The 13,275-nt window shown below is 39.2% G+C and carries 11 protein-coding genes and 1 other RNA gene; all 12 read right to left on the reverse strand.

Going from position 1 to position 13,275, the window contains the following annotated elements; all coding sequences use genetic code 11:
- Window positions 1-438: 438 nt before the first annotated feature.
- Window positions 439-1,284, reverse strand: coding sequence for a Bro-N domain-containing protein (locus Q7U95_RS02160; protein WP_308751631.1), 846 nt, complete (start codon window positions 1,282-1,284; stop codon window positions 439-441).
- A gap of 174 nt (window positions 1,285-1,458) precedes the next feature.
- Window positions 1,459-1,803, reverse strand: a transfer-messenger RNA (tmRNA) gene (gene ssrA / locus Q7U95_RS02165).
- Between the two features lie 145 nt (window positions 1,804-1,948).
- Window positions 1,949-2,416: an SsrA-binding protein SmpB gene (smpB, locus tag Q7U95_RS02170; RefSeq protein ID WP_308751632.1), complete on the reverse strand. Its 468-nt coding sequence runs from the start codon at window positions 2,414-2,416 to the stop codon at window positions 1,949-1,951.
- A 590-nt stretch (window positions 2,417-3,006) separates the two neighbouring features.
- Window positions 3,007-5,088, reverse strand: coding sequence for a ribonuclease R (rnr, locus tag Q7U95_RS02175; RefSeq protein ID WP_308751633.1), 2,082 nt, complete (start codon window positions 5,086-5,088; stop codon window positions 3,007-3,009).
- 5 nt (window positions 5,089-5,093) lie between these two features.
- A complete protein-coding gene (locus Q7U95_RS02180) occupies window positions 5,094-6,278 on the reverse strand; it encodes a S41 family peptidase (protein ID WP_308751634.1) in 1,185 nt (394 codons plus the stop codon).
- Between the two features lie 15 nt (window positions 6,279-6,293).
- On the reverse strand, window positions 6,294-7,514 hold the full coding sequence (locus Q7U95_RS02185) for a peptidoglycan DD-metalloendopeptidase family protein (protein WP_308751635.1): 1,221 nt from the start codon (window positions 7,512-7,514) through the stop codon (window positions 6,294-6,296).
- Between the two features lie 20 nt (window positions 7,515-7,534).
- Complete coding sequence (gene ftsX, locus Q7U95_RS02190; RefSeq protein ID WP_308751636.1) at window positions 7,535-8,440, reverse strand: permease-like cell division protein FtsX; 906 nt, start codon at window positions 8,438-8,440, stop codon at window positions 7,535-7,537.
- Window positions 8,430-9,119: a cell division ATP-binding protein FtsE gene (gene ftsE / locus Q7U95_RS02195; protein ID WP_308751637.1), complete on the reverse strand. Its 690-nt coding sequence runs from the start codon at window positions 9,117-9,119 to the stop codon at window positions 8,430-8,432. The genes ftsX and ftsE overlap by 11 nt, the downstream gene beginning before the upstream one ends.
- Window positions 9,120-9,179: 60 nt before the next feature.
- On the reverse strand, window positions 9,180-10,121 hold the full coding sequence (locus tag Q7U95_RS02200; protein WP_308751638.1) for a transketolase family protein: 942 nt from the start codon (window positions 10,119-10,121) through the stop codon (window positions 9,180-9,182).
- 335 nt (window positions 10,122-10,456) lie between these two features.
- Window positions 10,457-11,278 carry a transketolase gene (locus Q7U95_RS02205; RefSeq protein WP_308751639.1) on the reverse strand — a complete coding sequence of 274 codons (822 nt, stop codon included), beginning with the start codon at window positions 11,276-11,278 and terminating at the stop codon, window positions 10,457-10,459.
- A gap of 77 nt (window positions 11,279-11,355) precedes the next feature.
- On the reverse strand, window positions 11,356-12,081 hold the full coding sequence (locus Q7U95_RS02210) for a phosphatase (protein ID WP_308751640.1): 726 nt from the start codon (window positions 12,079-12,081) through the stop codon (window positions 11,356-11,358).
- A 50-nt stretch (window positions 12,082-12,131) separates the two neighbouring features.
- Window positions 12,132-13,242 (reverse strand): peptide chain release factor 2 gene (gene prfB, locus Q7U95_RS02215; protein ID WP_336622647.1). Its coding sequence is split into 2 segments (ribosomal slippage): window positions 12,132-13,172 and window positions 13,174-13,242, totalling 1,110 coding nucleotides; the frame shifts between segments, so codons are not numbered across the junction.
- Window positions 13,243-13,275 lie beyond the last annotated feature (33 nt).

Below are 13,275 nucleotides of genomic sequence, written 5' to 3' on the forward strand. Positions count from 1 at the left end.
TACCCGATACTTTTTTAAATGAAAAAATAAGAATGAAAAATGCCGTGCCTGCCGACAGGCAGGAAAAACGATATAGAAAAATTGAAAATGTTAAAAGCAACTTTTAAAATCAGCCTCCAAGATCAGCCACTAGCCCCCAGCCTCTTGCCCTTAGCAAAATAAGGTTATAGGGTAATGGGGAAAACTCTAAAATCATTTGTTATTTATGAGATTGCCACGTTGCCTACAACTCAATGACGAGTGGAAACTTTCCGCCCTTCTCCCCCCGCCAGCAGCGGACAGACGCAACGACGGAATAAATCCAAGGCTTCTTACAATGACATTTTCTCGTCATCATAAGGACTTTAGCCCGTGGTGATCTCTTGAGATTGCTTCGGCTTCGCCTCGCAATGACGGGAAAGAATTAATCCTTACCCTTCTACCCAAAACAACAGTTTTTCACTCTTCGCCCAAATCATTTCTTTTATCCTCCAGCCTTAAATTTGCCGCATTTTCCGGGCTAATAATGCTTTCCCCTGTTTGAGATTCAATTTCCTTTCTTGCTGTTCCTGCAACATGACCGCCTTGCCTGGCGACCTCTTTGTTTCGAGGAAAAGATTTAGGCTTTTTCTTTTTGGATATTTCAGTAGTGGATGCTTCGGCAAGCATGCTTAACACTAACTCAAGATTGGTCATATTATCTCTGAGATTTTGCTTTTTCAGCCCTTTGAGTTTTTTGTATTCCTTAACGTTTTTATCTGCCCAGGCTTTGGTGATTTCATCGGTTAGAATGGCATATTCCAGCCCCTCTTTTATTCCACGTTGCTGCCATTCATCGGTGAGTTCTTTCCTAACTTCAATGCTTTTCAGGCGTTGATTAATCCATTCTTTGGAATAGCCTTTTTTCAGATAGGTTTGCATTGCCCGTTCAAAAGCTAACTCCGGGTCTTCGGTTTCTTTAATGCGGTCATAACCGACTTTTGCCAGCCAAAGCTTAAAGGGCTCTGCTTTGGGAGACGGAATGGATTGAATCGTACGGAGCAAATCTTCAGTAGCAAGGCAATCTGTTTGTCTTTGCTTACCATCAGGAGCGACCATTTTCAACTGTACGATTTTTTCGTACACTTCACTACCCTCTTGTTTTAGTTTGGTTTTTAGGTCAGACCAATATCTTCTGGAGTTTGAGCTGTCGGTCAAAACAGCGACCACATCAACAATGGAAAAAAACCATTGTTCTTTGTTATCGTCCCAATGACGACGGACTTTTTTCTGATTAAACAGAATTATGGAATTTTCTTTTTTCATTTTTCTATCTCCAAAACAACAACTTTTCATTCTTCGCCTAGAAAAATTTGGCTTGCCATTCGAAGTCCAAATATATAAAAATAGCCCTCCTTCGCTTGAAAGCTACGGAAGGGCATTCTTCGCCTCAAGTATGATTAAATTGGCTTGCCATTCGTAGCCCGTTAGGGCGAAGAATGGTGGAGGTGCGGAGAATCGAACTCCGGTCCTGAAACATCTAAATAAGACTTCTACGAGTGTAGCTCATCTTTAGTATTCGCCCTCAAGAACCCAATGAGCGGGGATTTCTTGAAAGCTATCCCGTTACGTTCCCCTAACTCTTACAGGAATAGGAGCTAAAGTAGCTTGCTTGCGACGCCACATCTAAGACCGTAAGCAAATCTTAGAGGACGTGACCGCTTAATTAAGCAGCCAGTGCGTAATTATCGGCGTTTAGTTTAAACGCTCCGGCGGTTTTACGAGGAACCAGAACCTCGACTCGCTTCTCTTATCTCAACATTCCAGTCGAAACCGTTCACCCCCAAACTTAATAATAGAAAGTGAGTAGTAGATTGACTGTTTTTGAGATTGCTTCAGTTGCTACGCTCCCTTCCGCCAGAGGCGGACAAGCGCAATGACGGGGAAGAATTGATCCTTAATCCTTAAACCTTACCCCTTGACTTCCCTTCTACCTTCTACCCTTTAATCTTTCTTTCAGGGCCCGCTCTACTTCACGCTTAGCTGTTTTTTCAGCAATTGTTTTTCGTTTATCGTAAAGTTTTTTACCTCTGGCAAGTCCTAACTCTATTTTAACAAAATTATTAGAAAAGTAAACCTTAAGAGGGATAATGGTATAGCCCTTTTCCTTTGTTTTTCCTATAAGACGCTTTATTTCCATTTTCCGTAAAAGGAGCTTCCTGGTTCTTCTTGAATCCTGCTCCTCAATCCGTCCAAAAGTATATGGAGAAATATGCATATTATGCAGAAAAATTTCATTGCCTTTGATATGAGCAAAGCTCTCTTTAAGACTTATTTTGCCAACACGAATCGATTTAACTTCATTGCCCTGAAGAACAAGCCCGGCTTCATAGGTCTCGTCTATAAAATAGTCGTGATATGCTTTTTTGTTTTGCGCTACAATTTTATTTTTAGCCACAATACTAATCTCCGATCAAAAACTAATTGCTGAAATCCAATAACTAAACTTTCTCTATTCTTCCCCTCCCTCGATGGGAGGGGTTAGGTTTGTCCGCCTCTGGCGGGGGAGGGTAAAACAAACAATTCTTCTTTATCACTTCCAATACCCCATCTATATTCATCAACACTTCATTGTTCCAGAACCTTAAAACTTTAAAACCTTGCCCTTTTAACCACTTGTCTCTTTCTTTATCTTTAATTATTTTTACTGCATGCTATCTGCCATCTGCCATTTATTGTTTGCTTTTGACTCTTGACTGCCCTTTTTTGAGATTGCCGCGACCTGCCTACCGCCGTGCCCGCCTCTGGCGGGGCAGGCAGGTCGCCTGCGGCTTCTCGCAATGACAGAATAAATCAAGGCTTCTTACAATAACATTTTCTCGTCATCACGAGGGCCTTAGCCCGTGGTGATCTCTTGAGATTGCTTCGTCTTCGCCTCGCAATGACAGAGGGAAATTGATCCTACCCTTTAATCCTTTAATCCTTAATCCTAGTTCCTTGCTTTACCCTTTTACTTTCTATACTCTATACTCCATACTCTATCTGTCATTACACTACTGCAAAATCTACTATTCTTTCTTCTATATTAATATTTACCAACTTAACCATTATCCTTTCGCCCAGCCGATATATCTTACCCAACCGCTCGCCACGCAAGAGAAAATGCTCAGAATCGTAAACATAAAAATCGTCGTTTAATGACCTAATATGAACCAATCCTTCTATTGAATTGCTAAGTTGCACAAAAAAACCAAAGCCCGTAACTCCTGTAATCACACCCTTAAACACTTCTCCAACATGCTCACTCATTAATTCGCAAAGTTTAACATTAACCGACTCTCTTTCCGCGTCTTCAGCTTCACGCTCACAAATAGAAATGTGCTCGCATACATCATAAAGCTCCTCGATTAATTTAGTTGATTGTTCCCGCTCACCTTTTGTTTTTAATATTCTTTTAACAAGGCGATGAACAACTAAATCAGAATAACGCCTTATGGGAGAGGTAAAATGAGTATAATGAGATGAGGCCAAACCAAAATGCGGCAGACATTCCGGATAATATTTAGCCTGCTTCATAGCTCTTAAAAGAATTGAGTTTATAAGAAATTTTTCCGGTTTATCGTGAGCAAAAGCAATTATCTTTTGAAGATTTTTCGGATGATTAATTTTTCCTTTTAAGGGATAATCCATTTCTTTTAATAATTCCGCGAGTTGCATTAAAACTTCATAATCAGGCTCCTCATGCACACGATAAACCATAGGAGCTTCCCGGTGATACATAAAACCGGCAACGACTTCGTTGGTAAGAATCATTGCCTCTTCAATGAGCTTTGTCGCAACCGTCCGCTCTCTCATAACCACATCTATCGGTTTGAAGTTTTTATCTAATAAAACCTTAGGTTCAACGGTTTCAAAATTTAAGCTCCCTCTCTTTAACCGTTTTGCATCTAAAATATCACTAAGTTCTTTTAAATCACCAATTAATCTTTCAATTGTCTTATCTTCAAATTCACCCTTCTCAACTTGCTCATCTACCCCTTCATAAGTAAGCCGGGCATCACTTTTTATAACACCCTCAAATATATTAAAGTCTCTTACTTCCCCGGTAGCATCAACAACTATCTCAACAGAGAAAGACAACCTGTCAACTTTTGGATTAAGACTGCAGATACCATTAGAGAGTTTTTGTGGCAACATCGGAATTACCCTGTCTACTAAATAAACACTGTTCCCCCGCTCCCTTGCTTCTTCATCCAACGCGACATTAAATTTAACGTAATGCGAAACATCAGCTATATGGATAATTAAGTTAAAATTACCTTTATCATCCTTAGAAATAGAGATGGCATCATCAAAATCTTTGGCGTCGGCTCCATCAATCGTCACCGTAAAAATATCACGATAATCCCTTCTGTTAGATATTTCGTCAGTTGAAATTGTGTCAGAAATAATTTCAGTTTCTTTAATTACGGCCGATGGAAAACTTAGCGGGAGATCGTGCTCCCTAATTACAATCTCCATCTCAATGTTTGGAGTTGATTTATCCCCTAAAATTTCAGTTATTCTTGCCTTCGCCGGCCTTTTCCCTGTTGGCCATTGTTCGATTTCGCATACTACTAACTGGCCATTTTTTGCTCCAAAAGTTAATTTTGGAGGAATAACAATATTGCAAGATATTTTTTTGTCAGTTGGGAAAACATAGCCGGTTCCCCTTTTAACAACAAACTTTCCGACAATTTTTGTATTGGCCCTTTCGATAACTTTTATTATTTGGCCTTCAATGTTGCCATCTTTAAACCCGCGGCCAAACAAACGAGCCATTACTCTGTCTTTATTCAACGCCCCATTCATCTTTGTTTTGGGAACAAAAACATCATGCGGTTTCGCCAAAATAAATCCATAACCCCTTCTGTTAACCTGAAGACGCCCTACCACGATATTCAACCTCTCGGGTAAGTCATATTTATCTTTTTTTGTCTTTATAATTTTTCCTTCACCCTCAAGCTGATTAAGGGCCTCTTGAATTAAGATAAAGTTGGACTCTCCAATCCTCTCAGCGAATTCAGATAAAGATAGTGGCCGGTATTTTTTACTTTGTATTAAATTAATAATTTCAGACTTAATATCCATAGCTTTTACGCGGCTTCCTTTTTCTTTAACAGCTCTCGTAAAATAGATTTTGCTTTTTCAAGTTGGGAGTCTTCTTCCGTTTCACTTTCTTCATCTATCTCCACAATAAAGTCCGGTTTTATGCCTTCTTCATGAATATCTCTTCCGTTGGGAGTAAAGTAATGCGCGGTTGTTATAACCAAACGTGAACCATCTGAAAGCTTTATAACAGACTGAACGGATGCTTTGCCAAAAGTTTGGCACCCAACCAAAACCCCTCTACCGTGATCTTGAATGGCACCGGCAACAATCTCCGAAGCGCTCGCGCTCCCCTCGTTCACCAAAATTACAAGGGGAATTGTTGAATCCGCCGTACCCTTTGTTTTACAAGATTCAATATTCCCGTTTTTATCTTTTACAGTTACCACAACTCCCGATTCAATAAACTTACTCGCAACATTAATTGCCCCGTCCAAAACTCCGCCGGGATTGTTGCGCAAATCTAAAATTATACCTTTTGCGTTTTCGTTCTTTAATTTTTTAAGAGCAGAATCCAAATCCTCGCCAATTCTATCGTTGAATATATGCAACCTGACATATCCAATATCTTTATCTAAAATTTTAGAAATTACATTTGGAATGAAAATTTTCTCCCGAACAACCTCAAAAACAATTGGCCCATCTATCCCTTTTCTTATTATTGTAAGCACAACCTTGGTTCCTCTTTCTCCCTTAATCAAAGACACCGCTTCCTCAAGAGACATACCATCCGTTAATTTTTCATCTATTTTAATAATTAAGTCTCCGGCTTTAATCCCCGCCTTTTCGGCAGGCGCTCCTTCAATTGGAGAAATAACCGTCAATTTATCATCTTTTAACCCCAGGTACGCACCAATGCCATCGAATTCGCCGTGCATCTCCTCATTTAAGATTTCTGCTTCCTCACCGTTCAAATATCTTGTATATGGGTCACCGAGAGATTCCGCCGCGCCCTTAATGGCTCCACGAATAAGTTCACTATCGGATACATCTTTTACATAATTTTGTTTAATCTCGGAAATTGCTTCTTTTAAAAGGTCCAGAGACGGAACATTTTTGGCTCTAATCTCCAGCATTTTCCCGTGGGTATAAAATCCCGCCGCAAAAACTCCTGTTAAAAAAACTGCTGACAGCAAAATAATCCCAACCACAACTAAAATCTTTTTTTTCACTTAAACACTCCTATTCTAAAACCAGTTCATTGGATTTTTGGGTTCTCCGTTTACCCGAACTTCAAAATGTAAATGAGGGCCCGTGCTCACTCCCGTAACCCCAATTGCAGCAACCTTTTGGCCTTTTTCAACTTTTTGCCCTTCCCGTACATATATAGCGGAAGTATGGGCATAAAGAGTTGAAATGCCTCCACCATGGCTAATTATCAAAGTCCGGCCGTAACCGGTTTTCCAATCCGCGAATAATACCGTTCCGCTTTGAGCCGCGATAATTTTTTGACCATACGGGGCCCCAATATCAATTCCATTATGCATTAGATAAACATGATATACGGGATGCCATCTCATTCCAAAACCGGATGTTACCGGCCCAACTGTTGGCCATTGAAATAAACCGATAGGCCCTGTGGAATTTTCCCCATCTTCAAGCCGCCTTATATAATCTGCTATCTCTTGAGATGATTTTTCAAGCTCTTTTTCAACTTGCTTAAGAGCAGCTTCATCAAGCGATATCTTGTCAAGCACTCTCTTTTTGTTATTTATTTCAGACCTAATCTCTTTTTTCCTATTTTCTCCAGCAATTTTTAAGCTTTCCAACCTCAGCTCTTCCTGTTTTAATATCTCCAACTGTCCTTCAATTTCTTTTTTCTGACTTTCAATTTTAACCTTCTTTTCATTTGTGTTTTTCCTGGTAAGGTCTATTTTAAAAAGCAATGTCGCGTCTTGGTTGACAATTGAATAAAAGAAAGAAAGGCGCTTCAGTAAATCTGAAAAATCACTGGCATTTAAAGCAACTTCTAAATAGACAAGGTCTCCCTGTTTATAAATATTTCTTATCCTTGTGTCTAAAATACCGTTTTGCCTAACGAGCTCATTTTTTAATTCTTCGAGCTCATACTCTGTCTTTTGAAGCTCCTTTTGCGTTAACTTTAATCCATCTTCGACTTCTTCGTATTTCTCAATCGTAAAATTCAATTGCTCGCTTATTTTGACTAATTGGTCCTCGCTCAACTGAAGCTTATGATCTATGCCTGAAATTTCCCGCGAAAGAGCAGACCCTTCTTCTTTTGTCTCTTCAATTTTTTTCCGATTTTCCTCAATTTGCTCGTTTATTGATTTAAACTCATCTTCAGCTTCATCAATGGGAGAAGATAAAACGGGGTTAACAAAAAGAATGATTATAATAACTGTTAAAAAAATTGTAAAAATACTGTTCTTGCGACTTATTTGGAGCATAATCACCACCTAAATTTTAACTAAACTTTTAAGAAACGTCTTAATGCTATGGCACTCCCTGTCGCTCCTATTAAAATTCCTCCTAAAATCATTCCGATAATTAGCCATGAAAACAATACATTATCAACAGTAAGATTTAAAAAAGGCACCGCTTCGGTTACTTGCCGCAAGACCCAAACCCTAACAAAATAAATTAATCCGATAGATACTAGCGCACCGATAAAACCTTGGAGCATTCCCTCAAGAAGAAACGGCCACCGCACAAACCAGCTTGAAGCCCCAACCAACTTCATTATAGAAACTTCTTTTCTTCTGGCAAAAATAGTGAGTCTAATTGTGTTAATTATCATGACAATTGAGGCAAAACAAAGCAAGATTGCAGCCGAAAGACCTACCCATCCAATTATTTTAATTACTGAAAATAATTTTTCAATATAATCCGCGCCATATTTAATATCAACAGCGGGGTCTTCCACTAAATCTTTAAGGTTTGGATAATTATTAATTTTTTCTACAACCGCATTTGTATCATGAGCATCTTTTAAGAATATCCTTATTGAAGCAGGCAGAGGATTTCCCGTCATCGCTTCAAGTATTTCGGGCTTATCTTTCAATTTTTCTTTAAATATCTTCAGAGCTTCATCCTTTGACACATATTTTATGGTTTTTACTTCATTCCATGAAAGCACTTTACTTTGAAAATTTTCAACCTGTTCCGAAGTGACAGAATCTTTTAAGAAAACCTCAATTTCCAGTTTTGAAAGAGCTGTCCCCGCAAAGGAGTTCCAGATAAAGAATACAAGAAAAAATATGCCGACTAAAAATATTGCTAAAGCAGATGTGCTAATAGCCGCACTGCTCATTGCAAAGTTCCTTCGAATATTATTAGTTGCTTCACGAATAAAATAAACCGGTCTAAACTTCATATCCATAGACTCCTCGAGCTTGGTCTCTAATTATTTTACCATGTTCCAGTGCCACAACTCTCTTGCGGAAATTATTAACCAAATCTTTATCATGGGTAGCCATTAAGACAGTGGTCCCCGTCTTATTAATTTTGTCCAACAATTTCATAATGTCCATTGAAATGCTCGGATCCAGATTACCAGTGGGCTCATCTGCAATAAGCAACGGAGGCCTATTGACAAAAGCCCTGGCCAAAGACACTCTTTGCTGCTCACCACCGGAAAGCTCATTTGGGTATCTGCTAAATTTTCCTTCTAAACCAACCAATTTTAAAACTTCCGGAACTTGGGATTTGATTACACGCTCAGATTTTCCGATAACTTCTAACGCGAACGCGACATTATCGTAAATAGTTTTATTTGGAAGAAGCTTAAAATCTTGAAAGACACAACCTATATTCCTTCTTAGAAGGGGAACTTTTCTTAAAGGCATATGAATTATATCATGACCTGCTATTTTTATATCACCTTTTGTGGGGATAAGTTCTCTTATCATAAGCCTTATAAGAGTTGACTTTCCTGAGCCACTTGGGCCAACCAAAAATACAAATTCGCCCTTTTTAATTTTAAGATTAATATTTTCAACAGCAGGCTTTTCATAACCATCATATATCATTGAAACATTTTTCATTATAACCATTTAATATCTACTCCTGAATAGAAATGATAGCAAAGAAGACTTTTTAAATCAAAAAATGTATTAAGATCTTCTCACCAAAACAGATTTAGTAGCAGTAACTACATCTTGCTTTGAAAGTCCAAAATAATCAAGCAGCTCGGGTATGCTCCCGGAGGTTCCAAATTTGTCTTTTATGCCAACCATCTCAATAGGCAAAGGCATCTTTTTACCTAAAAGCTCAGAGATTGCTCCGCCTAAACCGCCAATTATGCTATGCTCCTCGGCCGTTACTACAGCTCTTGTTTTTTTAACTGATTCCAGAACTGTTTTCTCATCAAGTGGCTTAAGAGTGTGAATATTTAAAACTTCGGCCTCTATTCCCTTTTTGGCCAACTCTTTAGCTGCCTCAAGACTAGTTCCGACCATAATCCCGGTGGCGCAAATAGTTACATCTTTTCCTTCTCTTAACTTAAGAACTTTCCCAAACTCAAACTTATAATTTTCATCAAATATGGTTGAGATTTTAGGCCTTCCCAGTCTTATAAAAATGGGTCCATCTATCGTAGCTGCAGCTTTAACAGCTGCTTTTGCTTCATAATAATCAGCGGGAATAATCACTTTTAAATTTGGAATAACCCTCATTAAAGCCAAATCTTCAACCGTTTGATGAGAAGCACCATCTTCGCCTACCGTAATACCCGCATGAGTCGGACATATTTTAACATTTAAATTTGAGTAGACAATCGTGTTTCTTACCTGTTCAAAGGCTCTACCAGTCGCAAAGATGGCAAACGAACCTGTATAACAAATCATGCCTGAAGCAGCAAGGCCTGCTGCGGTACCCATCATACTTTGTTCAGCTACGCCGCAATCGAAGAATCTGCCCGGGAAAGCCTCTTTAAATTTGTAACTTTGCGTAGATTTTGCAAGGTCAGCATCGAGCACAACAACATTAGAACATTCTTTCCCCAGCTCTAAAAGAGCGTCTCCGTATCCTTCTCTTGTTGCTTTTTTCTCCACCATCTTACCCCTTAATCCTATTAGTCGGGAGTCTCTTAGTAGGGAGTCGGGAGTTTGTTAGCCAGATTGCTAGTTTGTTTCCCGCTCTCTATTCTTGCTTTCTGCTTTTAACTTTACTCCTTAATCCTATTAGTCGGGAGTCTCTTAGTAGGGAGTCGGGAGTTCACCTCCACCTCTGCCTGCCGGCAGGCAGGCTAACCCTTCCCCATCAAGGGAGAGGAAATTTACTGAGTGCTGATATTGAAATTCATTGTAACTAATGGTAATTCATTGTAATCTCCACTTAATCTCTACTTAATCTCTACTTAATCTCCACTTAATTACTCTTTAATTCTATATCAACTAAGCTCTTTTAAAGCTATCTCCACCTGCTCTTTGTTTGGCGCTTTCCCATGAAAATCACATACGTTCTCCATAAAAGATACGCCCTTCCCTTTGATGGTGCGAGCAACTATCATGCTTGGCTTTCCCTTAACTTCATCAGCAGTTTTCAATGTATCTGCAATTTGTAAAACATCGTGCCCATCTATCTCAAAAACCTGCCATCCAAAAGCCTGCCATTTATCCACCACAGGTTTAATATTCATTATTTCACACACAAAACCATCAATTTGAAGATTATTGCAATCAATAAATGCCACCAAATTATCCAACTTATAATGAGCGGCAAGCATTGCGGCTTCCCAAATTTCACCTTCTTGTGACTCTCCGTCCCCTATCATTGCATAAACTCTGTAATTTCGACCTGTAAGTCTGGAAGCTAAGGCCATCCCATTAGCAGCAGCTAAGCCTTGCCCAAGAGAACCTGAAGAAATTTCAATTCCAGGCACTTTTTTCATATCCGGATGACCTTGAAGAATACTGCCGAGTTTACGCAGAGTCCATAATATATCTTTCTCAAAATAACCACATTCAGCTAAAGCCGCGTAAAGAACAGGACAAGCATGCCCCTTGCTTAAAACAAACCTATCTCTGTCAGGCCAAGAAGGATTTTTAGGATCGTGACGCATGTGATAAAAATAAAGAGTCGCAACTATATCGGCCGCGGAAAGAGAACCGCCCGGATGACCGGAACCCGCTTCCCCTATCATTTTTATGATATCACGTCTAAGAATTCTGGCTTTTTCCTTTAGAAATCTTTCAAGTTCGTTCCGTTTCAAATAAACAACTCTTTTCTAAATAAATTTAATTTATTGAAACTACTTGTAACACTTAAGATTGATTTATTCAATACCCACTAAGATAGAGATTTTATCTTTAAAAAATTTAAAACTTTATTTATCGAGCTATTTAATATTCTTTCCTCAGAAAATCCCGCTTTCAAGGCAAGATTAATCGCATTATCAAAATTTCCTATACCTGTTGCTATATGCGCGTCACTGCTTACCACAATTTCTGACCCGGATTTATATGCCTCGTTTGCAATAGATAAACAACTTTCATAACTTCCTAAACGGCTTGCCGTTGGAAGGAGAGAGCTGTTGTTGAGTTCAATTACAGCATTATATTCTTTAGCTGCAGCAATTACCTCAGCAGCATCTACTGGAAATGACGGATTTCCCGGGTGAGCGATTATATGAATATTCGGGTTCTTTAGAGCCGAAATCATCGTTTTTGTATTTCCGGCAATCCCTCTATCTTCGTAACCACAGCTTGGATGAAAGGCTAAAAGCACCACATCCAGAGTTTCAAGAAGCTCGTCCTCTAAATCAAGTTCACCTTTTAAGTTAACTATATTGGCTTCCGCTCCTTTTAAAATTCTTACTCCAAAAATCTCTTTTGGTAACACCCTTAAATTCCAAAAATGGAAAGGGTGGGCTCCGCCCGGTAACGCGGGGCCATGGTCGGTTATGGCTATGCCCTCAAGCCCCTTATCTTTAGCAGCTTTAGCCATCTCCATTACTGTGCTATATGCATGGCCACTGGCTACTGTATGAGTGTGTAAATCTACAAGTAACTTCATTTATTCGCCCTTCTTTAAAATCCTGGAAGCTGGGGGCTGAACTTTACCCTTTACCCTTTCTTTTCCGCTACCCGCTGTCTATGACAACCGATAATAAAATCGTCTAAATCGCCATCTAACACAGCTTGAATATTGCCCTTTTCAACCCCGGTCCTGTGGTCTTTAGCTAAACTATACGGATGAAGAATATATGACCTTATCTGGCTGCCCCAGGCAATCTCTTTCTTCTCTCCTCTAATCTTTGTGAGTTCCTCTCTCTTTCGCTCCCGTTCTTTCTCAAAAAGCCTAGACCGCAAAATTTTCATTGCCGTATCTTTGTTTTGAAACTGAGAACGTTCGTTTTGGCATTGAGCAACAGTACCCGTGGGTATATGGGTAATTCTAACAGCCGAGTCGGTAACATTAACATGCTGCCCGCCAGCACCGCTTGCCCTGTAAGTTTCAATCCTTAGGTCTTTTGGGTCAATGATTATTTCAATATCTTCCTCTATAACGGGGATAACATCAACTGACGAGAAGGAGGTATGTCGTCGGCTTGAAGCATCAAAAGGTGATATCCTCACAAGTCTGTGTACGCCCTTTTCAACTCTTAAAAAACCATAAGCATTTTTACCTTTAACAGTAAAAGTAACACTTTTGATGCCTGCCTCTTCATCGGCCTGAATGTCATTTATCTCTGACTTAAAATCCCTTCTTTCGGCCCATCTAAGGTACATCCTAAGAAGTATCTCTGCCCAGTCTTGAGATTCAATTCCCCCCGCTCCGGGATGAATTGACACAATACAGTCATGCTGGTCAAACTTTTCTGTAAACCAGCTTCTTAATTCCATTTGCTCAACATCGTTTTTAAGTTTTTTTAGGTTTTTCTTTGTCTCTTGGTATAAATCTTTGTCTTTTTCCAAAACAGCTAATTCGTTTAATAAACACACATTATCATATTCTTTATGAACTTCATCCCATAAAAGCACATCATCTTTCAGTTCTCTTAATTTTTCCATTATTTTTTGAGCTTCGCTATGCTCATCCCAAAAACCGGGCTTATTCATTTTAAGTTCAAGTTTACCAATCTCTTTTCTTTTAACATCTATGTCAAAGATACTCCTTTATTTTTTCTATTTTCTCTCCCAAACTTCTCAATTCCGCGCTGTAATCAACTATCATTTCATCCCCACCCTTATAAAAACCCCAATTTCA

The sequence above is a fragment of the Candidatus Oleimmundimicrobium sp. genome (genome assembly GCF_030651595.1).
Taxonomy (GTDB): Bacteria; Actinomycetota; Aquicultoria; order UBA3085; family Oleimmundimicrobiaceae; genus JAUSCH01.